General features: G+C 60.1%; 33 protein-coding genes. 4 read left to right on the top strand and 29 right to left on the bottom strand.

Annotated features, from left to right (window positions below):
* Nucleotides 1–72 precede the first annotated feature (72 nt).
* On the bottom strand, nucleotides 73–435 hold the full coding sequence (locus tag LDB26_RS21590) for an HIRAN domain-containing protein (RefSeq protein ID WP_373886165.1): 363 nt from the start codon (nucleotides 433–435) through the stop codon (nucleotides 73–75).
* Nucleotides 436–903: 468 nt separating this feature from the next.
* Between LDB26_RS21590 and LDB26_RS04545 the strand changes: the two genes are divergently transcribed.
* Together LDB26_RS04545 and LDB26_RS04540 are read left to right on the top strand one after the other, a co-directional pair.
* Nucleotides 904–1,194, top strand: a complete 291-nt coding sequence (locus tag LDB26_RS04545; protein WP_257540668.1) for a type II toxin-antitoxin system RelE/ParE family toxin — start codon at nucleotides 904–906, stop codon at nucleotides 1,192–1,194.
* Nucleotides 1,194–1,475 carry an addiction module antidote protein gene (locus tag LDB26_RS04540; protein ID WP_257540666.1) on the top strand — a complete coding sequence of 94 codons (282 nt, stop codon included), beginning with the start codon at nucleotides 1,194–1,196 and terminating at the stop codon, nucleotides 1,473–1,475. Before LDB26_RS04545 ends, LDB26_RS04540 begins: the two co-directional genes overlap by 1 nt.
* Nucleotides 1,476–1,500: 25 nt before the next feature.
* Here the strand turns inward: LDB26_RS04540 and LDB26_RS04535 are convergent, their stop codons facing one another.
* The 17 genes from LDB26_RS04535 to LDB26_RS04455 all read right to left on the bottom strand — a co-directional run bounded on the left by LDB26_RS04535 (nucleotide 1,501) and on the right by LDB26_RS04455 (nucleotide 13,126).
* Nucleotides 1,501–2,067, bottom strand: coding sequence for an NUMOD4 motif-containing HNH endonuclease (locus LDB26_RS04535; RefSeq protein ID WP_257540664.1), 567 nt, complete (start codon nucleotides 2,065–2,067; stop codon nucleotides 1,501–1,503).
* A 94-nt stretch (nucleotides 2,068–2,161) separates the two neighbouring features.
* Nucleotides 2,162–2,512, bottom strand: coding sequence for a hypothetical protein (locus LDB26_RS04530; RefSeq protein WP_257540662.1), 351 nt, complete (start codon nucleotides 2,510–2,512; stop codon nucleotides 2,162–2,164).
* A 59-nt stretch (nucleotides 2,513–2,571) separates the two neighbouring features.
* A complete protein-coding gene (locus LDB26_RS04525) occupies nucleotides 2,572–3,024 on the bottom strand; it encodes a hypothetical protein (protein WP_257540659.1) in 453 nt (150 codons plus the stop codon).
* 77 nt (nucleotides 3,025–3,101) lie between these two features.
* The gene (locus LDB26_RS04520) at nucleotides 3,102–3,569 is read right to left on the bottom strand and encodes a hypothetical protein (RefSeq protein WP_257540657.1); all 468 of its coding nucleotides are present in this window, start codon (nucleotides 3,567–3,569) and stop codon (nucleotides 3,102–3,104) included.
* Between the two features lie 68 nt (nucleotides 3,570–3,637).
* A complete protein-coding gene (locus LDB26_RS04515) occupies nucleotides 3,638–3,805 on the bottom strand; it encodes a hypothetical protein (protein ID WP_257540655.1) in 168 nt (55 codons plus the stop codon).
* Nucleotide 3,806: 1 nt separating this feature from the next.
* The gene (locus tag LDB26_RS04510) at nucleotides 3,807–4,214 is read right to left on the bottom strand and encodes a DUF3168 domain-containing protein (RefSeq protein ID WP_257540653.1); all 408 of its coding nucleotides are present in this window, start codon (nucleotides 4,212–4,214) and stop codon (nucleotides 3,807–3,809) included.
* A complete protein-coding gene (locus LDB26_RS04505) occupies nucleotides 4,214–4,774 on the bottom strand; it encodes an HK97-gp10 family putative phage morphogenesis protein (protein WP_257540650.1) in 561 nt (186 codons plus the stop codon). The genes LDB26_RS04510 and LDB26_RS04505 overlap by 1 nt, the downstream gene beginning before the upstream one ends.
* Nucleotides 4,771–5,121, bottom strand: a complete 351-nt coding sequence (locus LDB26_RS04500; protein WP_257540649.1) for a phage head closure protein — start codon at nucleotides 5,119–5,121, stop codon at nucleotides 4,771–4,773. Before LDB26_RS04500 ends, LDB26_RS04505 begins: the two co-directional genes overlap by 4 nt.
* On the bottom strand, nucleotides 5,115–5,687 hold the full coding sequence (locus LDB26_RS04495) for a head-tail connector protein (protein ID WP_257540646.1): 573 nt from the start codon (nucleotides 5,685–5,687) through the stop codon (nucleotides 5,115–5,117). The genes LDB26_RS04500 and LDB26_RS04495 overlap by 7 nt, the downstream gene beginning before the upstream one ends.
* Complete coding sequence (locus tag LDB26_RS04490) at nucleotides 5,687–5,866, bottom strand: hypothetical protein (protein ID WP_257540644.1); 180 nt, start codon at nucleotides 5,864–5,866, stop codon at nucleotides 5,687–5,689. The genes LDB26_RS04495 and LDB26_RS04490 overlap by 1 nt, the downstream gene beginning before the upstream one ends.
* A 74-nt stretch (nucleotides 5,867–5,940) precedes the next feature.
* A complete protein-coding gene (locus LDB26_RS04485) occupies nucleotides 5,941–7,203 on the bottom strand; it encodes a phage major capsid protein (protein WP_257540642.1) in 1,263 nt (420 codons plus the stop codon).
* 69 nt (nucleotides 7,204–7,272) lie between these two features.
* Entirely contained in the window at nucleotides 7,273–7,854 is a 582-nt protein-coding gene (locus LDB26_RS04480; protein WP_257540640.1) for an HK97 family phage prohead protease, read from the bottom strand.
* Nucleotides 7,838–9,085, bottom strand: coding sequence for a phage portal protein (locus tag LDB26_RS04475; protein ID WP_257540637.1), 1,248 nt, complete (start codon nucleotides 9,083–9,085; stop codon nucleotides 7,838–7,840). The genes LDB26_RS04480 and LDB26_RS04475 overlap by 17 nt, the downstream gene beginning before the upstream one ends.
* Nucleotides 9,082–10,587 carry a terminase large subunit gene (locus LDB26_RS04470; RefSeq protein WP_257540635.1) on the bottom strand — a complete coding sequence of 502 codons (1,506 nt, stop codon included), beginning with the start codon at nucleotides 10,585–10,587 and terminating at the stop codon, nucleotides 9,082–9,084. The genes LDB26_RS04475 and LDB26_RS04470 overlap by 4 nt, the downstream gene beginning before the upstream one ends.
* Before the next feature lie 134 nt (nucleotides 10,588–10,721).
* On the bottom strand, nucleotides 10,722–11,171 hold the full coding sequence (locus tag LDB26_RS04465; protein WP_257540633.1) for a hypothetical protein: 450 nt from the start codon (nucleotides 11,169–11,171) through the stop codon (nucleotides 10,722–10,724).
* 84 nt (nucleotides 11,172–11,255) lie between these two features.
* The gene (locus tag LDB26_RS04460; RefSeq protein WP_257540631.1) at nucleotides 11,256–11,531 is read right to left on the bottom strand and encodes an HNH endonuclease signature motif containing protein; all 276 of its coding nucleotides are present in this window, start codon (nucleotides 11,529–11,531) and stop codon (nucleotides 11,256–11,258) included.
* 245 nt (nucleotides 11,532–11,776) lie between these two features.
* Nucleotides 11,777–13,126 carry an IS1380-like element ISSp1 family transposase gene (locus tag LDB26_RS04455; protein WP_013039775.1) on the bottom strand — a complete coding sequence of 450 codons (1,350 nt, stop codon included), beginning with the start codon at nucleotides 13,124–13,126 and terminating at the stop codon, nucleotides 11,777–11,779.
* Nucleotides 13,127–13,432: 306 nt separating this feature from the next.
* Here LDB26_RS04455 and LDB26_RS04450 point away from each other — a divergent pair, with 306 nt between their 5' ends.
* The gene (locus tag LDB26_RS04450; RefSeq protein ID WP_257541975.1) at nucleotides 13,433–13,720 is read left to right on the top strand and encodes a PilZ domain-containing protein; all 288 of its coding nucleotides are present in this window, start codon (nucleotides 13,433–13,435) and stop codon (nucleotides 13,718–13,720) included.
* An 853-nt stretch (nucleotides 13,721–14,573) separates the two neighbouring features.
* Here LDB26_RS04450 and LDB26_RS04445 read toward each other — a convergent pair.
* From LDB26_RS04445 to LDB26_RS04395, 11 genes are all read right to left on the bottom strand, one after another.
* Nucleotides 14,574–15,053, bottom strand: a complete 480-nt coding sequence (locus LDB26_RS04445; RefSeq protein WP_257540629.1) for a hypothetical protein — start codon at nucleotides 15,051–15,053, stop codon at nucleotides 14,574–14,576.
* A gap of 12 nt (nucleotides 15,054–15,065) precedes the next feature.
* Entirely contained in the window at nucleotides 15,066–15,668 is a 603-nt protein-coding gene (locus LDB26_RS04440) for a hypothetical protein (protein WP_257540627.1), read from the bottom strand.
* 11 nt (nucleotides 15,669–15,679) lie between these two features.
* Nucleotides 15,680–16,516, bottom strand: coding sequence for a TIGR04255 family protein (locus LDB26_RS04435; RefSeq protein ID WP_257540625.1), 837 nt, complete (start codon nucleotides 16,514–16,516; stop codon nucleotides 15,680–15,682).
* Between the two features lie 124 nt (nucleotides 16,517–16,640).
* Nucleotides 16,641–17,273 carry a hypothetical protein gene (locus LDB26_RS04430; RefSeq protein ID WP_257540623.1) on the bottom strand — a complete coding sequence of 211 codons (633 nt, stop codon included), beginning with the start codon at nucleotides 17,271–17,273 and terminating at the stop codon, nucleotides 16,641–16,643.
* Entirely contained in the window at nucleotides 17,270–17,443 is a 174-nt protein-coding gene (locus LDB26_RS04425) for a hypothetical protein (protein ID WP_257540620.1), read from the bottom strand. The genes LDB26_RS04430 and LDB26_RS04425 overlap by 4 nt, the downstream gene beginning before the upstream one ends.
* A complete protein-coding gene (locus tag LDB26_RS04420; RefSeq protein WP_257540618.1) occupies nucleotides 17,440–17,775 on the bottom strand; it encodes a hypothetical protein in 336 nt (111 codons plus the stop codon). The genes LDB26_RS04425 and LDB26_RS04420 overlap by 4 nt, the downstream gene beginning before the upstream one ends.
* Nucleotides 17,772–18,041 (bottom strand): hypothetical protein, encoded by a 270-nt coding sequence (locus tag LDB26_RS04415; protein ID WP_257540616.1) that lies wholly within the window; start codon nucleotides 18,039–18,041, stop codon nucleotides 17,772–17,774. The genes LDB26_RS04420 and LDB26_RS04415 overlap by 4 nt, the downstream gene beginning before the upstream one ends.
* On the bottom strand, nucleotides 18,038–18,796 hold the full coding sequence (locus LDB26_RS04410) for a hypothetical protein (RefSeq protein ID WP_257540614.1): 759 nt from the start codon (nucleotides 18,794–18,796) through the stop codon (nucleotides 18,038–18,040). The genes LDB26_RS04415 and LDB26_RS04410 overlap by 4 nt, the downstream gene beginning before the upstream one ends.
* A gap of 32 nt (nucleotides 18,797–18,828) precedes the next feature.
* Nucleotides 18,829–20,247: a DnaB-like helicase C-terminal domain-containing protein gene (locus LDB26_RS04405; protein ID WP_257540612.1), complete on the bottom strand. Its 1,419-nt coding sequence runs from the start codon at nucleotides 20,245–20,247 to the stop codon at nucleotides 18,829–18,831.
* Complete coding sequence (locus LDB26_RS04400; protein ID WP_257540607.1) at nucleotides 20,244–21,239, bottom strand: CHC2 zinc finger domain-containing protein; 996 nt, start codon at nucleotides 21,237–21,239, stop codon at nucleotides 20,244–20,246. The genes LDB26_RS04405 and LDB26_RS04400 overlap by 4 nt, the downstream gene beginning before the upstream one ends.
* Nucleotides 21,236–21,940, bottom strand: a complete 705-nt coding sequence (locus LDB26_RS04395; protein ID WP_257540605.1) for a hypothetical protein — start codon at nucleotides 21,938–21,940, stop codon at nucleotides 21,236–21,238. Before LDB26_RS04395 ends, LDB26_RS04400 begins: the two co-directional genes overlap by 4 nt.
* A 348-nt stretch (nucleotides 21,941–22,288) precedes the next feature.
* Here LDB26_RS04395 and LDB26_RS04390 point away from each other — a divergent pair, with 348 nt between their 5' ends.
* The gene (locus LDB26_RS04390) at nucleotides 22,289–22,924 is read left to right on the top strand and encodes a S24 family peptidase (RefSeq protein WP_257540603.1); all 636 of its coding nucleotides are present in this window, start codon (nucleotides 22,289–22,291) and stop codon (nucleotides 22,922–22,924) included.
* Nucleotides 22,925–23,054 lie beyond the last annotated feature (130 nt).

Raw genomic sequence — 23,054 nt, 5'->3', positions numbered from 1 at the left:
AAAGGGCCGCCGATGAGGCAGCCCTTGACTGAATTGATGTAATCTCAGGTTTGCAAGACTGCGGATGGTCGGTTAGCGCCGGACCTCTCGCACATTGATCCACAGGCCAACCAAATAAGCATCCGGGGTCGGGTCAAGAGCCGACACGGCCTCTAGCTCCAATCCAGCATCCATCGCTGGCGCAAGGAGGACTGAGTTCTTCTCCTTGACGTAGCCAACCTTGATGCCCCGCACAGAGTGGACAGCGATCGTGTTTTTGTAACGGCGAACGCTTGGCTCGCGGTGGAGGTAAATGCGCTCTCCGAGCGTTATCCTCTTAATCTCAGCCTGCCGGATGTCAGGATCTTCGGATCGTGTGCCAACGATGTGCAATTCACGCCAACCTTCCGCATCCGCCCGAAGCCAACCCCATATCGGATCTTGTATTCTAGCCATCCCGCCCTTCTTAATGATGGAAGCGCGGAGAGCAGCTAGAAACCGTCAACGCTTCTTCCGCCAAGCCCTTAATGTGACCGCTCAACGCTCGCTACGCTGGCTGGCGTCCCGGATTATGTTCCACATAGCGCAGTCGCCGCGAGCCTTCGCGTTCCATTCGTTCGCCTTGTCAAAATGTCTACTATCCGAATAATGCTCGACCAACTTCCGGGCGATCTTGCATTGCTGAGCATGTGCTCCGAGGTCTCTTGATGCAGCTTCATATTGGCCTTCCAGTTGGGAGGCAGTGTTGTCACACCCCGCGAGCGCCAGCAGCCCCATCGCAATCACACCCCGCATTCCCACCTCCCTGAAATTCCAGAGGGATGGATGCCGCAGCGGCGCCCGTTCGGCAAGTCCGACAGATATTTGTGCACTTTACTACACATTTCCCTTGCGTCCTCCTGTGTATTTTGATACACAATCAGCATGAAGACGATCAAGACCACCGCCGTTTATGACAACTGGATCGAAGGCCTCAGGGATCGTCAGGCAGTCGCTCGCATTCGTATTCGCATCGACCGTCTTGCCATGGGCAACCGGGGCGACCACCGCAATCTTAAGGCGGGCGTGGTGGAACTGAAAATCGACTTCGGCCCCGGCTATCGGGTCTACTGCACGGAGCGCGCTGGCGAGATCGTCATCCTTCTCTGCGGCGGCACGAAGAAGGGGCAGGACGCGGACATCGCTCTGGCAGAGAAAATGGCGAAGGAACTGTGATGGCAATCGAACTGAAAAACTATGACGTGGCGGAACACCTCAGCAATGATGAGGAAATTCGCCTCTATCTTGAAGCCGCCTTTGAGGATGGCGATCCGGCGATTATCAAGAACGCTATCTCCAATGTCGTCCGCGCTCGCGGCATGACGGCGATGGCGAAGGAATCGGGCGTCTCCCGTGAAACGCTTTACAAGGCCTTCGCGGAGAACGGGAACCCGACACTGGACACGCTGATGAAGGTGACGAAAGCGCTGGGCGTGAGATTGGCGATAGCGGCGTAAGGAAGCATCAACCCTTCCTCATCGCTTAAGGATATCCGGGGACATTGCGTGTGCGCCCAGATTTTATCATCGAGATTAACGCCTTTGAAACGCCGTATTTATAGGCGAGAACAGTCCCCATCTCTGGTGAGGCGCGGATGTCGGCCACTTCGGATGCACTTAATTTCGCTTGAGGATGCCGTTCCCCGGCGGTCTTGGTGCCGTGCATCTCCCGATCTGCCATATTCTCCCGATGCGTTGCCCACCGCAGGTTGCTTGCGGATGGGTTGCATCGATCCCCATCAATATGTGCAACTTCGTGACCCGGCGGTCGGCGTCCGTGAAAAGCCTCACAGACAATTTGATGCAGCAAGCGCGAGCCTTTCTTACCAATCCCGACCCTGAGATATCCTTTTGGATCAGTATAAGGCTTTAACTGCCTCCCCTGGCAGAGCATAAGATGCGCGCGCTGTCGCCCGCGCCTCTGCACGGTGCGCTCAAGCGATCGAATATTGCCAAGGCTCGAAACCTCATAGAGTCCTTCGCGCCCAACGACCGGCCGCCATTCTTCTTTCACATAATCTGATTGGGCGCTAGATGCACTGTCAGCCATGATGCTACCTCTATAGCTTGTGGTCAGGGCAGCGCGGAGGGCTCAATCTCCGTTGCTGCCCGTCCGTTAAAGCAAATCGTTGGCAACTAAGCAACTATACCCGCGCATTAAACGCTGAAATCAGGCCCTTGAACTGCTCCGCCACTTTGTCCTTGACCTGCGCCTGTTCTTCCGACGCGGTATAGGGCGGCAGACAATGCGGTTTCCGCGCTTCGTGCTGCTGCGACAGAAACTCGCGGGACATGCGCCGGATGGCCCGCGCCTCCCATGGGGCAAGGTCGACGCCCAGCGCCTCCATATCGTTCCTGATCTGCGCGATCGGAAGCGGGGCGTCACCCATCCCGCCGGGTGCTGTCGGGCCTATTTCCAGCCACCAGCCGATCAGGTGACGGTGGGCAACCGGGGGGAGCAAGGGATGCTCGCCCCGGTCCTCCATGGCCTTCAACCGCGTGACTGGCTCCGGCTTTTTGCCCGATCCCTTGTGTTCAACCTCTGGGGCGGTGTTCAGCCAAGCGAGTTGACGGGCGTAGAGGGCAAGGGCTTCGATGCGCTCGTCGAGAAGGCCGACCAGTCGTTTCCCGCCGCACTCAACTGGTCGCGGATATAGCCGATGCCGTCATCCGCATAGGTCGCCCGGAACATGTCGCGCTGCGAGGGGAAATCGCCGGGATAGACCCAGCCGTTGAAACTGACCGTGATCGCGACGAGGAAATCAATCTCGTCGTCGCGGCGATGGTCGATGATCGTGCTGGCGATCTTGCGCGGGTTCTTCTCCGCACGACTGGCCTGCCTGCGGCTGCGTTCAGCGTCGGCCTGCTGCCACGTCTTCGAGCCGGGGCCGCAAAGCGTGACCGACAGGCGGTTGCCATCATCGTCCAGCAGGGGCGCGCCGTCGCCATCGGTGAGATCAATCTTTGCCGTGTCGGCAACGCGCCGCTTCGTAATATCGAACATCATTCTTGCCTTTCAGGGAAGGTTGCCCGGCCCGCCGCCCTGACGGCGGAGCCGGACGCAGTGGTCTATGCTCAGGGAGATTATGCAGGGGCGACGAAAACCACGCCATCGGTCGTGCTGTTGGCGCTGGTATATTCGAGCGTCACCTGACGGGTCGCGATGGTATTCACGTCGCCATAATTCTTGGGGCCGCCCATCACCAGCGCGCGGGCGTAGATCGTCCCAAGCTGCGGATGGCCAATCTTGACCGAGGCCGGGTCATCCGAATTGGTCAATGTGTCGATCAGCGTTTGGCCTGCGTCATCAGGGTCGATGCCGACCGTGATCGTCTGGCTACCCAAATTATAGCCGCCCTTCGATTTGCGGGTGCCGCGTTCAGCAATCGCGTTCCAGTTCACCAGCTCATAGACGCGGCTGGGGATGTCGCCCAGGTCGCTGACCTCGCCAGCGGTGGTGAAGGTCAGGGCTGCATAACCCGCTGCATCGTATGTCGCGGGCGCCGCCGCAGAAAAGCCGAGCGTCGTCCCGGCAGAAGTGTGGACCGTCATTTCATTTCTCCATGAGAAAAGGGCCGCAAAAGCAGCCCTGCTTTATCGCCGGGATCGGCAATGGGGTGTCAGCCAGCTTTCGCGGGCTTGGGTTCGGCCTTCTCGACAGGCGCACGTTCGACCATGCCGGTCGGCTCAAGGTCGTTGAACTGCTGCAAGGGCATCTGCACCTTGTCGCCTTTCTGATAGGTCTTGCCGTTCAACGTCATGCGGCGCTTTGCAATAGTGTCGATCATGTCAGCGTTCCTCACTGTATTTTACGCGCAGATCCTGCGAACCCCGCCAGCCGGAATAGTCCTGATCGAAGAAATCCGGCCCCGCGCTATCGGTGTGGATCGTGACGCCGGAAATGCCCGCGACTGCCGGGTTGATCTTGTCGGCGGCGGCGTGGCGCACGGCGCGCTGCAACTGCTTCTGCTGCGGATAATTCTGCGCCACCCATGTGACCTGCACGCGCTCCGTCACGAACCGCTGTGCGCCGGGGGACGGGATATTCCGGTCAACGATGGAGATGCTTTCCAGCATGACGAACGGCAGCACCGTGCCCAGCGGAGCCGGCCCAGCGAAGATGCGCGTGGCGGGGACCAGCGCCAGCAGATCGCCATCCTCCGCCAGCACGGACCTGACAGCCGCCACGCCGTCCATCAGGCGGCCTCATCCAGAGGCGCGGCAAAGCCCGTCTTGCCTTCCAGATAGCTCCTGATCTTCGCGGCGAACGCCTGCACGGCTTCATCTGCCTTTGCGTCCAGCGCCGGGCGCATGAAGGGATGCGCGGCGTGGCCGGGATGCAGAATCTGACCCGATATGAAATTGTCGCCGATCTTGAGCGCCCCCGTTTCTACGTCGGAACTGCCTTCCCGACGAACCGCTTGCGTCAGCTTTCGCGCGGAAAGGTCGCTATCGCCCGCCGCGATGTAGTGCGGTCGGACGCCATATTCGTGGAACAAGCCAAGGAAGGAATGTTCACCCTCCAGCCGGATCGAAATCGAGAACGTGCCGTCTGGGTTCTGACGCGGCGATCCGGTCTTGATCGCCTTCGCCATCTTGCCACTTTCCTTCGGCGCGAGATTGCGCGCCTCGTCGCGAACCGGCTTCGCAGCGGCAGTTAGCGCCTGCCTATAGGCCGCCTTCTGCATATTCATCGGCAGCGCCGCGAGAAATCCGTCCAGTTCCTTCAGGCCGGGAAGGGGCTTATCCCTGCTCATGGCTCTTGCCCCTCTGTCGAAAGCTCTTCGACCATAATCTCCAGCGCCTCGCGCCGACCGAGTTCCGCAGGCCCGGAAACAATCCGCATCGCGCGGTCGCCATACTTGATCCGCATGTCGCTGGTGATGTCGCCCCGATACCGAATGCGAATGCGCGCCGGACGGCGGGAAATGCTTACGCTGTCGTCAAGGCTTTCAGCGCGGGACGGCAGCACGTCCCGAACCTGCGCCCAGACTTCGGCATGTGTCGCCCAGCCGTAGACCGGCGTTCCATAGGTCGGGTCGGTGCCCGTGACGGCCCGCGCCTCGATGATGATGCGGCGGTCCAGATCGCCCGCGCTCAGCATGAATACACCCGATGATTGCAGAGCAAGGCGTTGACGCCGTGCGGGATTTCCTGCGCCTCGCCATTGCCCGTTTCGCGCGCGCCGGCCTCCCGGTATTTGTGCCAGTGGCCGACGAGAAGCAGGATCGCCAGCTTAATGTCATCGGGAACAGCGGCGTATCCGACATTCGCCGTCACAGTGATGCGCGAACCCGACTGGATGGCGGGCCACGTTGCGCCATAGGCGAGCGCAATGGCTGCGGTCAGGCCATCCGCGCGAAGTTCGTAGACGCTGGCGTCAAGGATCTGAGTCTCACCTTCCGCATCGACATAACCGATGGCCGAAACAGCAGAGACCGGCACGACCGGAAACTGCGCGAAGTCACCGAAACCATCGCACTTCACTGAAATCGTGCGGCTCACAAAGGGTGTGCCGCAATATGCTTCAGCATGAGCGCGTGCGCCCGCGATATACGCCGTCAAACTCGCGTCATCGTCCGCTCCGTCCACCCGCGTCTGCGCTTTCGCTTCGTCGAGCGTGATAGGCTCATCGTCTGGCGCGACTGTAACGACGGACGGATACCACATCAGCGCGTCTCTTTGGCCGGGGTCTTTTTGGTGGCGGTCTCGCGCTTTTCCGCTGCGACCGGGACGGCGTAGCCCGCCTCGATCAAGCTCACAGCCTCATCCTGCGGAAAATCGCGCTCATCGCCGTTCGACAGGCAATATGCCGGTCCCGACAGGCTGGTCAGCATCCTGATTTTCATGGGAGTCTCCTTTTCTGGAAAGGCGTGCACGCCGTTCAAGAAAAGGGCGGGACCGTTAGCCCCGCCCTCCGGTATCACGATGCCTTGGTAATCATGTGCTTGATGGCGGCGGTGTCGCCCAATTCGCCATCGAAGCGGATCAGGCCCGCAATGCCCATATCGGGCCAGAAACGTTCGCGCAGCACGCCGATGATCGGCGATCCGACCTTGCGGACGAAATATTTGCTGAAATCGCCGAATAGCGCGACCTTGGTAGCTGCGGCGACAGCGGGCACGGACGCAACCGACTGATTGATGTGGTAGCGATAGCCCAGCAGTGTGCCGGGGACGCCCTGCTGAACATTGCCCATCTGCCAGAGATAGTTGCCTTCGCCGTCCTTGAGTTTGCGGATCAGCTTGAGCGTATTGTCGTTGAACATGAACCCGACCTTGGGGCCGGTGCGATAGGCCGGGTCGACCGAGTGGATAAGGTCGATCAACTCATCTGCCACAATCGCCGTCCCCGACGCCGTGGTGACGCCCGCCGAAGATGCGGTAACGATGCCGTTCGGATCGCCCGTGCCATCACCGATCGTCAGTTCCTGGTTGGCGATGCGGCCAAGGCGTTCGCCCAGCAACTGACCAAGCAACGCTTCCATGTTGAAGATGCTGTCCTGATCCAGTTCCCACGACCAGCGCACGAACTCGGTGTCATAGGCATAGGCGTCGAGCGACTTCTGCCCGAAGGTAACATCCTTGCCGCCGTCGTCGGTGAGTGCGGTTGCCTCGGTGTGCTTCCCCGCCGTCACCGCCGTGTCATCCACGGTCGGGATTTTGATCGGATTGCCGCTGGACGTCACCATTTCGGTCGTAACGCCGGGATCATACATCGGCCCATAAGCGAGCATGGAAACAATGATTTGATTGGCCAGTTCGGTCGGGACGGTGAAACCGCCCGCCGTGGTCGTTCCAGCGGTCTGCGCGCGAAACTCCGCCCGCCCCTGTTGCAGGACGGCGCGCTCTTCCGGCGTCAGGTCTTCCAGCGGGCCGCACAGCGCCTTGGCGAAGGCCATGCGATATTCGACCGTCTCGCCATCATCGGCTCCACGCACTTCGGTGTTCGGCTGATGCGGGCGCTGGCGTTCACGGTTTTCGGCGGCGCGGGCCTCAGCGGCAGCGGTGCGTTCTTCCCGCGCGATATTCGCCTCGACCTGATCGAACTCCGCCATAATCGTGTCATGGCGCTGCTCCAGTTCGGCGGCGCGGCTCTCGTCGGTGTTGCTCTTGATTTCCTCAAGGGCGGCGCGAGCCTCGGTGACAAGGCGACCGCGCGTTTCCTGCAAAGCTGCAAGGGACATAATTATTCACTCCTTATGTGATGACGAGGTTTTCAGCCCCTCATGGCCTCCGGCGGTCACCGGGGAATCTCAGATGCCGCGGAACTTCTGTTCCATGGTAGCGCGGCGCGCATCGATGCGGCGCTTGGCTGGATGATCCCGACGTTCCTGACGAGCCTCATCAAGCGAGCGCAGGCCGACGCTTGTATCTGGATAGGCCGGGAAGGCAGTTACGGTCACTTCAAGCAGGGCGGCCTCTGAAATCGTGCGCTTCGGAGGGTTCGCCGTGTCGTCCCACATTTGCCGGGTAGCGGTGAAACCGAACGACATGCCGGTAATGTCGCCGCGCTCCACCGAAACGGCAAGGTCGCGACCATCCGTCGTATCGGGAAGGTCGATCTCATAGCGCAGGCCGTGGCTGTCTTCCGACAGCCGCAGAGTGCCCGCGCCGACCCGCCCCAGAACCCGCGAGCGGTCGTGCGCGATCAGCGCGCAAATCGAATCGTTGAATGACCGGTGGAAGGCGCCGGGCAGGAATACCTCTGTCCATGCATCCCCAATATCCGTCGGCGAGTTGAACACAGCGGCATAGCCGACCAGGGTCCGTCCCGTGTCGGTAGCGCGCAGTTCGGGACAGCCTGTCAGCAGCCGGGTTTCAGTCTTGACCGTCATTCGGCCCTCCGTTCGCGGCATCCTTGCCATATGTGTTCGTGCCCAGCGGGGCCATCGCGCCCTGCATGTAGAGCCGCGCCCCGTTGCCCGTCGGATCAGCCGGGCGATTATCCAGCGCGCGACCTTCGTCCGGCATCAGAAGTCCGTTCTGCACGCCCATCGCCAGCGCCTGCATTCGGCCAAGGAAGTCACCGCGCATCAGGCCGTCCAGCGAATGTTCGACATAGCGACGGTTGTTTGCCGCCCCGAACAGCTTGAGGTTCAACTCATCCTCAAATGCCTTCGCCCATTGCGCGATCAGGTGCTTGATAAGGTGCAAGTCCTGCTGCTCGACATTGGCGAACGTCCCACGGCTCAGGTCTTGCAGGAAGACCGGAGGAATGTTGTAGACGCGGGCGATCTCCTGAATCTGGAACAGCCGCGCCTCGACCATCTGGCCCTTGGCGGGATCGAAGCCGACCTGTTTCAATTCATGGCCGGGCGGCATCGGGAAAATGGGCTTCTCCGACTGCTTCGCCGCATCGATGGCGCGGTTGATGTCCGCCATCGCCCGCCCCATGGCCTCCTTGCCTTGCGGCAACGGCCCTGACAGAGAGAGCGGCGGCACCCCGCCACCAGCAAAGAAATTGCTACCATAGTCGTTCATGGCGATGGCAAGCTGGATCGCCTTCGCTCCCATGACAATCGGGCTATAGGATGAAAGCTGGTCGCGCTTCAGCAGGAATGGCACGTCGATCACGTCCGACGCCGGATACTGCTTCGCGCCGCTGAAAGTGTAGATGCGGCGACCGTTGACCATCGAAATTACGGTGGAGGCCGGGTCCATGGGCCAGATGCCGAGAACGGTATTGCCCGCCCTTTCGATCCACGAAACGCCGCGTCCGCCAGTGAAAACCTGCGTCCAGAAATATTTGCGCCAGCCGAAGGACGACCATTCATCATTCGGGGCTTCGTTGAGGATACGCTGCAACGAGCCCCCAACGCGCTCCCCACTGTTTTTTGCGGCCCGATAGGCGTGCAGCGGCAGATTGGCGAGGCTGGACGACAGGAACGTCACCGCTGCCGACACAGCCGGAACCGTAAGCGCGCTATCGATCGTCACAGCAGTCAGGTTGCCCGACTGGATGCCGAAGAACGACAGGAAGTTCTCCGCGCTCACCGGCACTGTCGGATTTTCGATGGCCGCGCTGCGCGTTTCAGCGCCGCGCGCAAACTCAAATGCGATCCTCATGCCGACACCAGCGAGAACGCGGGGTCATCCCAAGGCGAATAGGGCACGGCCTCCTGATACATCGCCTCAACCCCTTCAGCCATTGCCAGTGCCACCATGCCGTCGATACGGCCCGTCGCCTTGCTCTTGTCCAGTTTCCGATTGCCAGCGGGATCGGGGATCGCCACCGCATTCGCCGCACACATCGCCAGCACAGGATGCCCGCCGTGTCGGACATTGTTCCGCAACAGGTCTGCCTCCAGCGCATCCAGCGCGGGCGACATGCTCACATATCCTTGCCCGAAAGATTCCAGCGGCAACGCCACGCCAGCCCCGTCGAGAGCGATTTGCATCCGGTCCATGCGCCATCGGTCGAAACCGATCTTCGCGACAGGCAAATCCGCCGTCAGCACTCCGATGTCCCGCGCCACGAATGCGTAGTCGATCACGCGACCCGGCGTCGTCCGCAACAACCCCTGCCGCACCCAAACGTCATAGGGCGCTCGGTCCCGCTTCGCCGCATCGATCACGCTGTCCTGCGGCATCCAGAAATAGGGACGGACATGCAGCGCGCCCTCCCTGTCACGAGCCGTCAACACCAGCGCGGTAAGGTCCGTAGTGGCCGACAGGTCCAGTCCGCCATAGACCGGGCCAGCCAGAAACACTTCATCATCCGGCGTCAGGTTGCCCTCTTTCCAGACGCCCGGCGACACGAACGCCGCGACCATGTTGACGCGCTGATTGAGCGTGAGAACGCGAAATCGCGCTTCATCTGTCGGCATCCGCGAGGCGGAAGCGGCTTGCTCTGCCACGTCCTCCTTCGAACGAAACAGGCCCAAGGCCGGGTTGGCCGCCGCCCATGCGTCCTGATCGTCAAGAGCGCAATCCTTGGGCGCGGAATAAACATGGCTCACGGTCGAAGGTGTCCCGGCTCTCTCCGCATCGTCCAGCCATCGCGAAAAAAGATCGGCGTCCGTTGGCGCCTGTGTCGAAATGGCGATCAGCAGCGGGTCGGAATAAGCGCCCTGCGAAGTGACGATGGCGTCGATGAAATCATCCTGTGGCCCCTTGACCTGTCCAACCTCATCCAGAATGGCGACGATGGGCGAACCGCCATGCGCGGTTGCGCCCTCCGCCGACATCGCGGCGTATTCCACATTCATCGGCAGGCCGATAAGGGTTTTGCTCGATGGAACCGGGCGAACGATCCTAGCCAGCTTCGGCGACAGAAAGACCATCTTCGAAGCATAGTTGTAGACTTCCGCAGCCTGCTTGCGCGAACGAGCGCCCGAACTGATGCGACTGTTCAATCGCGCTTCCGGCCCAACCAGATGAACAAGCAGGATCGTCGCGATTGTGGCTGTCTTCGAGTTCTTCCGCGCGATTGAGAGATAGGCTTTCCGGGTGTGGACCGGATTGTCATACACCGAATAGAAAAAGGCTTCCTGGAAGTCCGCCAGCCGGATCGGCTGGCCCACCATGTCGCCCTCTGGAACGCGGCAGTAGGACTCCACGAACTTCATATTCCGCTCAGCGCGGCTCAGGCTCGCGACCGGCAGCGAACGCCAGTCGCGGATAGCGGGGACCGGCCCGCACTTGATCGCATTTCGGACATGCGCGCGCAGGACCACTTTGGCTCCGCGCCTCGCCCTGCGCGTCATTGGACGGTTGGCCTCGCAATCAGGTCATCGTCCAGCGGGTTATCCTTCGTGACGCCCGCTGTCTGTTCGCGCCGGTTCTTGACGTCCCGCGCCTCGCCCTGCGCCCCACGGCCATGCTGTTGCAGCGTCCGCAGGTAGGCCATTTCCAGCCGCTGCATGTCGGACATGCGCTGCACAGCCTTGGCGTCAGGAACGGGATCGCCTTCCACCGCCTCGCGGATTTTCACGATCTGCCATTGCGTCCAGGCGAGGTTCGCCGCCGTCGCCAGCAGCGCGGGCGTGGCTTCCCATTCTTCCCGCGCGCGCCCGCGCACAATCGCCCGCCAGAACGGCATTGCCGCGTCGGGCAAGGGGCTATGGCCGGGGGGAAGCAATTCCGCCTTGGCCGCCCCGACCATCACGGACACGGCGGCGGTAGCGCTGTCTACACGCTGCTTACGCGCCATTGGAGAAATTCCTGTATTTGCGATGCTTCTGTGGTCCAAGCGCGGTCCTACGCCGGAAGGGGGTAAACTCTCGACCACCCCCCGTCACTCGGGCCATCCATCCGGGCCAATAGTACGGCGCGGACGTGGCGTCTTTGCCCCCTTGGCTCTCGCCGCCTCTTCCGCTGTCTTGATGTCGTGGCAATCGCACCCGTTGGGGTAACGTGATCGCGGATAGCCGAGCGCCTGATAGTTGCTCCGGTCGCCCGTGCCGCCTTCGCTCAGCGGCACGATATGGTCAGCGATGCCCGATGCAGTCACCCGACCCTTCGCCAGACACATGCGGCACAGCGGTTCCTCCGCAAGCACCTGCTTCCGCATCAGTTCATGCTCACGACCATAGCCGCGCTCATGCCTGCTCTTGCGCGTGGTCGCCCATCCTTTGCGCCGTGGCTTAGCCTCTCTTATTCACGACGCTCGGTTTCGGGCCCGCTCTGGGCATTTGCTGCGGCTGGCTGTATTGCGCGGACGACCGGCATCGCTGGCGTTTGTTTCACCGCATTCGGATTGATGGGCTTTTCGGGTTGAAGGGCTGGGCTCGGAGTTCTGCGGCGCTGCCGCATGGGCTACGTCGGCGCAGGCTTCAGCCGGAGAACGAGGGCGCGGAACAGGTCGGCATCCGGACAGGCGGAAGCGAAGGCAATGCGGATGCGGCTAGCACTTTCTACGACGCGCGCAGCGACCTTGAGCAGCCGCAGGCGCAAGGTGGTAAACTCCGCGCTTGCCAGAGCAGCGGTCCTGGGCATCGCCTGCTGGATGCGCCATAGCAGCCAGTATGCGGCAGTGTGCAGTATCAGGCGCATCTGATTGGCATTGGCCGAGCGGCACGAGGTTCGGTCGCTGGCGAGCTGGGACTTGTGGCGCTTGATCAGGTTCTCGGCCTGACCACGCGCGCAGTAGAGCGTGTCGTAGATGTGCTCGGCCGATCCTGTTGCCAACGAGGTGACGACATAGCGGATGTCCATGCCCAGCGTGCTGGCCTCGATCCGTGCAACGACGCGACGCTGGCACTTCCAGGTCTTTGCCCCATAGCGGGTCTCGGCATAGTTGCGCAGGACGGGACACTGACGCTGGGCGCGCTTGACCGCGCAGGCATCGGCGACCGCAACAATGGCGGGATCGGCGCGCAGCGCTGAATTGGTGGGCAGGCCGAACACGTAATCGACGCGGGCCGCATCGCAGTAGGCCATGACCTCGGGTCGACCATAGTGCCCGTCGCCGCGGATAGTGATGTGGGTATCGGGCCAATTACGGCGCAGGTGACGCACCAGGCGTCGGATGTGCCCCGCCGCCTCCTTTCCAGAAGGCGTCTTGCCTGTGCGCAGCAGCATGGCCACCGGCCTGCCGGTCGCGGTGTCGTAGATATGGATCGGTAGGAAGCAGCGCTCCCCATGATGCCCGTTCCAGAACGAGAGCTGTTGATAGCCATGCACGACGTCGCACGTGTCGTCGATATCCAGCGTGACCGCTGTCGGAGGGGCGGGATAGCTGGCGCAGTAGATGTCGATCATCGCGGCCATCATGCTGGCCAGTTCGCGCGTAGTCGGTGCATTTTCCCACCGGCTCATCGTCGGTTGGCTGGCCAGCCCCGCGCCCGATTCCGGCAGCTTGCCGAGCGCCAGGCGGAAGCCTGGATCGTCGCGCAGAGCATCGAGATCATCGGCATCCTCATAGCCGCACGCAATCGCGAACACACGGGCACGCAGAATGTCATCCAGGCGATGGATCACCCGCGCTGGATCGCGCGGATCGGCAATACAAGCCGCCAGGCGCTGGCAAATCCCCATCGCGCGCTCGGCCTGTGCAAGCAGTAGAACACCGCCATCCGAGGTAAGCCGGCCACCGTCGAACGCAGCTGTGATTTTCTTGCGGCCGACTGCTGGGAATCCAAATGAGCTTGCGATATCATCGTTCATGGCGGGTGTGGCCCGTGGCATTTTCTGCCCTGCGGCAGGTTCGGCTTAGACACCCAGTTCCTAATTCAGATCAGAGGCTTACGCCACTCCCGCCAACCCTTCAGGACACTTTTGGTGAATAAGGCGGGTTAGCTTTGAGAGAAGGCGGACGGCTGAGCATCTGCCTCAACGAGCCTCAAGCGCCAATGCATGAGCCTGTGCCATATCCGCCTCCCGTTGCCGGTCGTAAACCGCGCTTGGCAACATTTTGTTAATCTTTGCAGGTGATGGGTCAGGCTCAGCGGAAGACGAAACAGGAGAGAAAACATCACGCTAGCGAGGAAAAATTGGGATCAGCGTTTCGCCCCTCGCGATGAGGTGGATGTGGAAGCCGCCGTGTTCCATGATGGTTTCGGCGTCCCTGCCAGGATCAAGAACATTTCCAGCTTCGGCGCCTTACTGGCTGGGAAACATGTCCCTCCGGTAGGCTCGCATATTTCGTTAATGACCAAGGATTTCGAAGTATCTGCTACGGTGGTCTGGATCGGGGCAGACCGATACGGTGTGCTGTTCGATCATGCCGACCCGGACAGCCTTCCCACGAAGGCTCATTGAACCTTCAGCACCTGGGCAACGGTCCGCCCCCAGTGCTGCGGCTAACGTCTTGGTTGGTGCGCCCACCGATCCTGTGTCGCCGCCCTGTCCACGCTCCAGCCTCTCTTCAGGCGATCAGCGAAAGCAGATCTGCTGATGCCGTTCTCAAGCGCCACCACCAGCGCGACACGCCCGTCAGATGTCCGAAGGTTTCCGATCTTGCTCAACATGCCGCCATCCTACGCACAGCATGCAGGGCGGCCAACTCGCGTCACGGGTGGGGCGTTCCCATATTGAAACAACAGTTGCTGCCGCTGGAGCCATTTCCGGGAAGGGCACCGACCCCAGCGGCTTCCACCTGTGAAGGGGGGAACTGAATGCTGTGACGCGGGCCGGACGCCCAGCAGAAGAAACTAGGGAGGGTGCCCTCCACAGTTTTCAACACGGCGAAACTGGTAAGGGTGCCCTTAACAGTTTTCCTTCCTCGCAAAAGGAGGCGGCCGCGTCACCTATCGACGTCTACGGGGATCCCCGTAGACCAGCTCATTGTCTCGATCGTTACCGGCCCCAATGATCTACGTGGCAGCTGGATCCATCCGCCGTGGCAATGGCCTGGCTGCTGGCCTTGGGCAAGCCCGATAGCTGGAACCATGTGCACATGGGGGCAACCAGCCAGAGCGGGAACAGAAACCAATGAAAAAGGCCCTCGCGTTGCCGCTGGGCCTTCGAAAGTCGCACGAAGCGACGGTGATTGATATGCACTAATCACTGCCCCCGCGCAAGAGGGTTCATAACATTGTGCCATGAATCCAGCCGAATATCTTCATGACGATGAAAGCCATGAGCGAGGCCGCTCAGGTTCGATAGGCACAAGTCATTCCGAGGCTAGGGAAGCGGCGGCCGCACATTCCGCCGTGTAAGATGCCAGCGTCTTCAGTCCAGCATTTAGGTGAGGCAATAGAAGCGTCTTAAGAACCTTGATTTCACTCTTGGATCGGGGCTGGGCGGAATAGATAGCAGCATGAGCCTCATTACTTTCCACTGGTTCGTGCTCGACGCGGAATGCGGAACTTCCGTCCATGGGAAAAATATCGGCGCGGACCAGACCGCATGAGAACGGCGAGATCCATGCCTCTTTCCGCTGCTCGGTATCCCTTGCCATCTGGACAGATGCGCGCGCTTCTAACGTGTCCGGACCAACCAAGTGCTCGCGATCGACGCTAAAGCCGCGCTGCGCTAGATCATCAGAGCGGATCGCTGCAGGCAACAGCTGTCCATCTTGAATGTGCATGGGGCTGAAATCGGTACGCAGGAGGGTCTCTCCGTCGCCGACTGGCGATACACTATCTGACATCCACTTGATCCGTCAGGCAGCTGCGGCGCTCATGAGTGACGCGAGCCCGGCAGGAAGCGACTCGCCGACCTGCTGGTCATCGCCAAGGAAAACCTTCCCATCCCCGGACTTGCCATAGAAGGAGTAAGTACCGTCTCCCACAAAGCCGAGATCGAGATAGAGGGTATCGTTCTGCCAGAGGAAGTTAATCTCACCATCCTCCGACAATGAAATTGTGGGCTTTTCCGCGCGGCGCCAGTCGATGGATCGAAGGAACCTCTCCGCATCATTGACGGCGGACGGGGTCGCCCCGATGCTGTCGGCCCGGTGCCAGCCATCCTCCATCATGCCGATTTCCCGCACTTTGGAAATAAGTTCGTCACCAACGCCGAGTTCAAGCGCTCCAGCTTTGCTGCTCGCGGATTCAGGGAATTGGGCGTGGGTAGCAATCGAACAAATGTCGAATGACGCGGGCTTCGCCGCCTCGGCCTCAGTAGTCGTGTTTGCTACCAGGAGAACTAGCGACGCCGCCACCGCGCCGGGGAACGCACGCTGCGGCATGACTACCAGCGCGACCTCAGGGATGGAGGTCGCGGGGCGCGGCGCCGCGAACGTGTGGCTCAAGGTCGTTGCCATTGGCACTGCTGTTACCCTCTCCCGTCAGCAACCAAGTTTAAGCGCTTGCAAACCGCACCCGTCAATAGCTGATACATAGTACGCTTATTATCTTTGTGTAGAGCCAACATTAGTTGGTCGAGCCAAGCGTGATGTTGCTCGCTCACGCTGAAGTCGCCCAACTGAAGCGGACGGACAATCAGGTTATGGTCGATCGTTACAAACATGCTGGACCCAGCTGGAGTGATTTCCTCCGCACTCGCCAAGTTCAGCTGGTTCAAACTCTCGGCATCGAAGCCCAAGTCAGCATCCATACCTTGAACCGGCGCGAACCATCCGTTGTGGCAATGCCAGCGCGGACCTGCCTCGAAGCATCGAGGGCTCAGATAGCGATTCGGTTCTTTGAACAAAACTTTGAGGTCATATTCCCCGAATTCCGAAACATATCGAAACCGATCAATATAGCGCATGCCGACGGCGCCGATGGCATGGCCAGACGGAACTGTCTCTAACGCCTTCAACAGTAGGCCCCGCGCTCTTTCCCACACATCATCGTAGCGGGTGTAATCCATGCAATGCACGGAGACACCTTCGGCACCGAAGCGCATCAGCCAAGTCGGCGGGCTATCGCCGTCTTTTCGACTAAATTCCAACCCGCCGATGTCAGAGCTAAACGAGCTAGATCCGTCCTCATTTTGCGTGAACTGCATCACGCGGATGTCCGACTTGAGCGGGAGAAAGAATTCGATTTCAGAGCATTGCGCGCTGATCTGCGCGAAAGCGGACTTCGGAATTTCAGGAGCAAACTGGATGAAAAAGACTGCCTCCTGGACGGCATGTGAGCCGCGCAGTGGTTCATATCGCAGCATGCTGACTCAAACTCCCGTCGAACAAGCCCGCGATATATCCTTGTAGAAGCATCACGCAAGTTCATTTTGGACCAGGCGGGCCAGCATCAAGAATTAGGCCAACGCCCAATGCGATGAAAGCCATTCATTCCCCCGCCGTCAGATACGGTCGCACATTACCCACCAGCCGATTGACCGCAAGGAAGAACTCCGCCCGGATCGCCTCCCGATGCTTGCCCGACTTCGGCATGATCTCATTCACGATCCGGGGCTTCTGCCTTCCCTTCCCCGTGATGATCTTCGACACCTCCCGGCTACCGTAGCGCTTGATCGCCAGATCGCTGAACGTGACATCGTGCAGCGCCACTTCCCTCAACGTATGCCCAACCGCGCCTATGCCGCGCTCCAGCCCAGCCAGCCGCATCCGGGCGGATGCCTGGCGCTCGCTCCACACCTCCTGCGCCGCCATGCCGCCGCCACCGAAAGGCCGAATGTCCAGAGCCGACTTGACCTCGCTCGCCTCCGACTGGTCGAAGGTGGCGCGATAGAACCGCAGCGCCTTCAACTGCTCGTCGCCCAGCCCCTTGATCTTCTCGAACTTGGCCACCCGACGGAAGGCCTTGCCGATGGTGATCGAACGCCCGCTATCCGTCGTATCCACGATGGGCTGTTTGACATAGCAGGCATGTTGGCGCTGCTCTGGCGTCGGTTCCTCCTTCACGGGACGAACGTCGATGACATCACGGTCGCGCTTCTTCATCTCGATATTCAGCTTCACCGCAACAAGCTCCCCAAATCCGTAATCACGTCGTCAATCCGCTCGCAGGCGTCCCGGCGCATCTCCGCCTGCAAGGTGGGCATCGCCCCGTTCATGCCCTTGATGAGCAGCTTCACCGCCGTCAGGGACGCGGTGATGTCGGCGGGGGTCGGGCGGGCGCGGCGGGTCACAGCTTGAACCTTTTCTTGGGTGACACCCTGCGCGCGCCGTTGGCTATCGAGGCGCGCCGCTGTGCGATAAATCGGGCGGAAAGAGCTTCCTCGCGCACGACGTCCAGCGCTTCCGCCAGCGTCGACGGCTGCGGCAGATCGCAATGAAACCCGGAATTGAACCGCTCGTCATGTGGGATCAGGGCAAGGTCATCGCTGTCCCGCGTCGGCCCGCAGGATGCATCGCAGGACTTCTCGCATTCGCCCAGCGAATACCACCAGCCGGGGAGTGCTTGCTTGAAGCGGGCGATCATGGCTTCCAGTCCGCGTTCGGCAGGAAGAATTTCAGTCATGCCGCGCTGCCTTCCGCAACCGACAGGCGCGGCTGGTGCTGCCCGCACCAGTGACGGTCCCAAGTCACAGGCCAAAGGGCGGTCATGGCCCCATCTGACGAACAGGTTTTGCCGTCGACAGCCATGGGATCGTAAACCGCTGTCGGAGGATTGAAGCGGCACTGCCCCGTGTCCTCATCCACCTCATCGAAGTTCGCATCCGTGAAGGTGCCATCCTCATCGGATAGCCGCATCCAGAACCGGCAGCTTTCGCAATACTTCGTCATCCCAAATTCTCCCGTTCGGCCTGTTCTCGCTGGCTCTGTTCCCACCGCAAGCGCCTCCGCTCCGCCGCATCAGCCATGTCGAAGACGTTCTGAAGTTCTTGGCTTCGGGTTTTCTGACCTGTCCCGGCCTTCAGCGTCTCTTGATGCTTTCGGTTCAGCGACCCTTGGACCGAGAAGAACCAGTTCCTTCGCTTGTCGTCCGCCTGCGCCTGATACCATGCGTCCAGCGAGGCGAGTTCGGCGTCGAAGTCGGGGATGGCGTGGTAGCGCGCCTTCCATTCCTGATAGTGCTCGCGGTTGAGCCGAATGACCTGCCCAGCGAAAGCATAATGGTCATCTGCGCGAGGCGCTTTTGCGCCCTCTCTTTCTTCTTTATTTCTTTCCCTTGTTTCTTTTGCTGTCCGATTTCTGTCCGATTTCTGTCCATCTGACTGTTCGGATTTCTGTCCGGCCTCCGTCTCTACGTCTTGATATTTGTCGTAATTACAAATGGTTATGATGGACTTTCCCTGTCCGGTTTCCCGTCCGATCATCTGTTCGGTTTCCAGACGGGTCAAAAACCGCTCGACGGCGGATGGCGACCACTGAAATTCCTTCGCCAATTGCTCCCTTGAAGCGCAGAACTGGCCCCGCTGAAGGTCAATGACCTTGCCCTTGACGTTGAACGGCATCGGCCTCCAACAGGCGGCTGCTACCATCCATTGAAAGGCATCGCGCCGACTGAATACCTCGCCCCGAAACAAGGGATGATCCATCCAGCCCCGATGCATGAGATACCATCCAGACATCATCGTTCTCCGTTTGAACGAGGGGAGCGCACAGCCTGATGGCTGCGATCATAGTGCGCGAAGGCCGAGCCTATGGAAGAATGGCGATGCTTCGCGCAGATCAGTTCGAGAACGTGCCGGTTCCTTTCCAGCTTTGCCTCCCAATCCAGATGCTCCGCCGTCCCTGGCTCAGGCTCGCCGTTGACGAGGTAATATTCCTGACTGAGCAGAAAGAGGACTATATCCGCGTCCTGCTCGATCTGGCCGCTGGCGCGCAGGTCATCGAGATTGGGACGCTTGTCCTGCCGCTGCTCAACGCGACGGCTAAGCTGTGACAGCGCAATGATCGTCACACCCTCGTCGCCCGCCATGATCTTCAGTTCGCGGCTGACCTCCGATACCGCTTCATATTCCGATTTCGGCTTCCCATCGGGTTGCAGTAGTTGGAGATAGTCCACGATGACCAATTCCAGAGATTGGCCCGCCGCGCGCAGTTCGCGCTTTCGTCGCCGGATCGCCCGGCGAAGCTGGCCCAGCGTATGGCAATTCTTGTCGACCACCTTGAACGGCATCGACCCCAGTTCACGCTTGGCGCGAACAATCGCCATCTGCTGGTCCCGGTTCAGCCGGTAGTTCGTGAAGGCGGCAAACGGGATGCGATGATCGTCATAGCAGGCGTCCGCGACGAAGCGGAGGCTGAGCGTTTCCCAAGCCATTTCGAGGCTGGCGAATAGAACGCCGTGTCCCTGCATGGCTGCACCGCGCATATAGCTCAACGCAAGAGCCGTCTTCCCCATGCCGGGGCGCGCGCCTACGATCACAAGCCAACCCGGTTGCAATCGACCTAGCAGCGTGTCGAGAGTGCCGATCACCCCAGACCTGATACCATGCTGCTCCCGATTGAACCCTGCGATCACCTCATCGAAACAATCTTCTGCGCCGATGAAGAATGTGGGGTCGGTATTGTCGACCGCGCCGGTCAGCAGGGCGTCGGCTTCAGACACAATGGCGGGAAGGTCCGCCCCCATGACCGAAGCCTTTTCTATGACAGCCCGCAACGCCGTTGTTACGCGCCGCTGTATCGCGAGATGCCGTATCTGAGCGGCATAGCCCAATGGCGCGCCGGTAGTGTCGATCATCGCAGCCTGCTGGAGGCTGTTCAGCAGATTGAGGCCGCCCATTTCCCGGAAGGCATCGTCATCCTGCATCATTGGAGCCAGCAGCGTGGCATTGATGCGCCGGCCGGCCCCGATCTCGCGCAGTATCAGGGAATAGGCGCGGCCATAGACTGACTCCGCGAAATCGCGGTCATCTATCTTGTCGGCAATCAGATCGGCGGTGCTATTGTCCCAAAGCAACAAACCAATAGTGCAGCCTTCAGCGACGACATTGCTAAGGATCAGGTCCGCAGGCGTTCTTTCGCGGATGGGGAAACTCACTTCCGTATCCCCCGAAGCTGATCGTTGAAATCCTTGAAGGCTTCCAGCGGGAATGCGGTTGTCGCGCTCCGGCCCCCGACCTCGACCCATTCGATGGATTTCTTGACGGCAGAGTGTCCAGCATCTCCATTATCACCGGCAATGCAGACCGCCTTTACCCAAGGCGGATAAACGACCTGCGAGAGATTAGCCGTGCCACAAGCCGCCCATACCGTTCGCCCTGTTTCCTGCCGCAGGGTCAATGCATCTTCCGGCCCCTCGCACACCATTATACTATCGGATCTAGGTCCAATCCTGAACGCGGCGCCCGTCAGGATGCCGAACGTCAGCTTGGCTTTAGCCTTTGATCCGTCCTGGCGGGTGCGTTCATACTTGCGACGTCCGCCATCAGCGAGGAATATGCACTGGACGCCGACCAGCTTGCCGTCGACATCGACCAGCGCGCAGGCCATGGCGGGATAATCCCGGCCAACCTCGCCGGTATCGGTATTCCGATACCGAGGCGTCATGACGAACCGGACGGAAGGCGGCAGGTCCATCGTGATCCCGCGCGACCGGGCGTAGACCTCTGCTGGTGTTCCTGCTGCCGGGACGGACGCCGCCCAGATCGAGCGCGCCAACGCGATCCGCTCCGCCGCCTCCCTCGCGTCAGCTTCCTTTCGGCGGACGCGCTCTTCATCGGAAATGACAGGCAGACTGTCGCCCAACAGATATTCGGTGGCTTCGGTGAAGCGCATCCCCTCTTTCTCGATCAGGAATGTGATGGCGTCCCCGCTCCGCCCGCAGCCGAAGCAATGATATGTGCCCTTCGCATCGTTCACCTGAAAGCTGGGCGAGCGCTCGCTATGGAACGGGCACAGGCCGACAAGCTCGCGCCCATGCTTTTTCAGATTGGTGTGCCGCCCGGCGACATCGGACATATTATGGCGACCGCGCGCTTCTACCGCAGCGTGAATAGCGGCTTCATAGCGATGTGAGAGACGGCGCTTCACGCTGTCACCACGTAGCGAGATTGTGATACCCCTAGCGCGCTGTCGCCTCGCCAATGCGGTCGGACAATGGTCAGCTTTCCATTCTGTATGCGAATATGCGAACGACAGAAATGCAGGCACTTTCGGCCGCTAATTCGTGCCGCGCCTTCTCCGGTCGCTTCCTGTGGATTGAGATCCAGCCTGATCTCTGTCCAGGGGCGCAACTGAATGCGACTGTTCGAGGATTGTCGAAGCTCGCGCGCAAGCGCCTTATGCGGATGTCTGGAGCGCCGATCGACCAGCTTAGGCGTATTGATGATGGCCAGAAAGACAGAGATGGCAAGCCATGTGAGGACAACCTCCTCATCATCTACGTATTCATGCTCACCAATTAAATTATTGCGCGTCTCCCGCTGGGCATAGTTTGCAACGAAGAAAGCCGTGTCATCGAAGAACCGAAAGACGTCCAAACTTCCGTCCTGCTGCTGATCGATGAAGTACGCTGATCGGCTGTGGGTTCCACGCACTTCTAGCCACGTTTGCGGCGCAGGGGGGAAGAGGGTAGTTTGCAAGACATCGACGGGCGTCTTTTTCATCACGATTTCAGCGAACTCCATCACCGCCGACAGATCAAAGCAGTGAGGCTCCCGCAGGCGCGAGAGCATCGCATCAGCGTCATCGATAGAATGCTGTTGCGCTGCCGCCGCGCGGATCGCTTTCATAGCCAATGGGGTCATCGGCGTCACTCCGCCTCTGCGGGGACGGCCTCGCGCTCGGCCTGCTCAATGACTTTTGTTATCTTGGCGATTGTCCGCAACCGAGGTTCAAAAATCTCCGATCGCCAGCGTGAAGGTGTCGATTCAGCAACACCAGCCCGCTTGCAAACTTCCGACATGGAGAGGCCCGCCCGCTTGGCGCGGGCTACCAATTCGTCAACAATTTCGTGAATAGCCATACGGCAGCAATATAAGCGTTAATGCACATTTACAATAGCCTTACCGCATATTCTTAATCGGCCGGTCGTACGGCGCGGTTTGCTTGTATTGAGCGTAAACGCTAAGGGTGTGACCATGGCACATATCATCAACAAAGACGCTGAGATGCTGGCCAAGCTCAGCGAGCATACTGGCCTATCAGTCTCCAAGATCGCGGAGCGGGCCAGATTGGCGACCACCACGTTGACGCGCGTGGCAAACCACCGGACGGGGCATCGATTGAGTACGCCAACCATGGAAGCGCTCCGTGAATGTTTCCCGACATTTTTCGACGAGAGCGAAAGGGTGGTATCTGAGAGGAATGCTTATCTCCCGGTTGAAATACTGCCTTCGTTCGCAGGAATGGGCGGTGGCGGAACGGGAGAAGGCGACAAGGCAGTTGCCATGGTCTCCCGGCGATTGATCGAAGAGAAGCTGCGAGCCACTCCCAAGGATCTACTCATAATCGATGTCAGGGGCGACTCGATGGCACCTGACTTCCTGCATGGTGACCAGATCTTGGTAGATCGACGGGACCGCGATCCTGTTCAGCCAGGCCCGTTCGCACTGTGGGACGGAGATGGATACGTTGTGAAGCTCGTTGAGAGAATACCCCAAAGGCGCGGCTGGTATCGCGTATTCTCCATCAATGAGCGATATACGCCATATGAGGTAAACGGCGACGAAATAAGGATTCTAGGGCGCCCGGTTTGGTATGCGCGAGAGCTATAAGCATTAACGCCGAAATATTGTTAGGCGTTAATGCATATTTTACATTGACGATATGAGCGTTACCGCATATCTCTGCCTCGTCACCTGATCGCCCACGGGCCGAAGACGGTGATGCAGGCAGGGCGTTCGC

The sequence above is a fragment of the Sphingobium sp. CFD-1 genome (assembly GCF_024611115.1).
Lineage (GTDB): Bacteria > Pseudomonadota > Alphaproteobacteria > Sphingomonadales > Sphingomonadaceae > Sphingobium > Sphingobium baderi_A.
The sequence above is the reverse complement of the archived record's forward strand: the minus strand, read 5'-3'. Positions and strand labels throughout refer to the sequence as shown.

What these genes read in the sequence shown, in the direction of transcription:
- LDB26_RS04465 (WP_257540633.1), bottom strand. Translation starts at nt 11,171, where the DNA reads ATGGCGCGTAAGCAGCGTGTAGACAGCGCTACCGCCGCCGTGTCCGTG.
- LDB26_RS04485 (WP_257540642.1), bottom strand. Translation starts at nt 7,203, where the DNA reads ATGTCCCTTGCAGCTTTGCAGGAAACGCGCGGTCGCCTTGTCACCGAG.
- LDB26_RS04420 (WP_257540618.1), bottom strand. Translation starts at nt 17,775, where the DNA reads ATGACTGAAATTCTTCCTGCCGAACGCGGACTGGAAGCCATGATCGCC.
- LDB26_RS04490 (WP_257540644.1), bottom strand. Translation starts at nt 5,866, where the DNA reads ATGAAAATCAGGATGCTGACCAGCCTGTCGGGACCGGCATATTGCCTG.
- LDB26_RS04470 (WP_257540635.1), bottom strand. Translation starts at nt 10,587, where the DNA reads ATGAAGTTCGTGGAGTCCTACTGCCGCGTTCCAGAGGGCGACATGGTG.
- LDB26_RS04395 (WP_257540605.1), bottom strand. Translation starts at nt 21,940, where the DNA reads ATGAAAGCGATCCGCGCGGCGGCAGCGCAACAGCATTCTATCGATGAC.
- LDB26_RS04515 (WP_257540655.1), bottom strand. Translation starts at nt 3,805, where the DNA reads ATGATCGACACTATTGCAAAGCGCCGCATGACGTTGAACGGCAAGACC.
- LDB26_RS04535 (WP_257540664.1), bottom strand. Translation starts at nt 2,067, where the DNA reads ATGGCTGACAGTGCATCTAGCGCCCAATCAGATTATGTGAAAGAAGAA.
- LDB26_RS21590 (WP_373886165.1), bottom strand. Translation starts at nt 435, where the DNA reads ATGGCTAGAATACAAGATCCGATATGGGGTTGGCTTCGGGCGGATGCG.
- LDB26_RS04390 (WP_257540603.1), top strand. Translation starts at nt 22,289, where the DNA reads ATGGCACATATCATCAACAAAGACGCTGAGATGCTGGCCAAGCTCAGC.
- LDB26_RS04480 (WP_257540640.1), bottom strand. Translation starts at nt 7,854, where the DNA reads ATGACGGTCAAGACTGAAACCCGGCTGCTGACAGGCTGTCCCGAACTG.
- LDB26_RS04440 (WP_257540627.1), bottom strand. Translation starts at nt 15,668, where the DNA reads ATGGCAACGACCTTGAGCCACACGTTCGCGGCGCCGCGCCCCGCGACC.
- LDB26_RS04495 (WP_257540646.1), bottom strand. Translation starts at nt 5,687, where the DNA reads ATGTGGTATCCGTCCGTCGTTACAGTCGCGCCAGACGATGAGCCTATC.
- LDB26_RS04435 (WP_257540625.1), bottom strand. Translation starts at nt 16,516, where the DNA reads ATGCTGCGATATGAACCACTGCGCGGCTCACATGCCGTCCAGGAGGCA.
- LDB26_RS04500 (WP_257540649.1), bottom strand. Translation starts at nt 5,121, where the DNA reads ATGCTGAGCGCGGGCGATCTGGACCGCCGCATCATCATCGAGGCGCGG.
- LDB26_RS04475 (WP_257540637.1), bottom strand. Translation starts at nt 9,085, where the DNA reads ATGAGGATCGCATTTGAGTTTGCGCGCGGCGCTGAAACGCGCAGCGCG.
- LDB26_RS04505 (WP_257540650.1), bottom strand. Translation starts at nt 4,774, where the DNA reads ATGAGCAGGGATAAGCCCCTTCCCGGCCTGAAGGAACTGGACGGATTT.
- LDB26_RS04410 (WP_257540614.1), bottom strand. Translation starts at nt 18,796, where the DNA reads ATGGATCATCCCTTGTTTCGGGGCGAGGTATTCAGTCGGCGCGATGCC.
- LDB26_RS04415 (WP_257540616.1), bottom strand. Translation starts at nt 18,041, where the DNA reads ATGACGAAGTATTGCGAAAGCTGCCGGTTCTGGATGCGGCTATCCGAT.
- LDB26_RS04545 (WP_257540668.1), top strand. Translation starts at nt 904, where the DNA reads ATGAAGACGATCAAGACCACCGCCGTTTATGACAACTGGATCGAAGGC.
- LDB26_RS04445 (WP_257540629.1), bottom strand. Translation starts at nt 15,053, where the DNA reads ATGTCAGATAGTGTATCGCCAGTCGGCGACGGAGAGACCCTCCTGCGT.
- LDB26_RS04520 (WP_257540657.1), bottom strand. Translation starts at nt 3,569, where the DNA reads ATGACGGTCCACACTTCTGCCGGGACGACGCTCGGCTTTTCTGCGGCG.
- LDB26_RS04540 (WP_257540666.1), top strand. Translation starts at nt 1,194, where the DNA reads ATGGCAATCGAACTGAAAAACTATGACGTGGCGGAACACCTCAGCAAT.
- LDB26_RS04455 (WP_013039775.1), bottom strand. Translation starts at nt 13,126, where the DNA reads ATGAACGATGATATCGCAAGCTCATTTGGATTCCCAGCAGTCGGCCGC.
- LDB26_RS04460 (WP_257540631.1), bottom strand. Translation starts at nt 11,531, where the DNA reads ATGCGGAAGCAGGTGCTTGCGGAGGAACCGCTGTGCCGCATGTGTCTG.
- LDB26_RS04510 (WP_257540653.1), bottom strand. Translation starts at nt 4,214, where the DNA reads ATGGACGGCGTGGCGGCTGTCAGGTCCGTGCTGGCGGAGGATGGCGAT.
- LDB26_RS04525 (WP_257540659.1), bottom strand. Translation starts at nt 3,024, where the DNA reads ATGATGTTCGATATTACGAAGCGGCGCGTTGCCGACACGGCAAAGATT.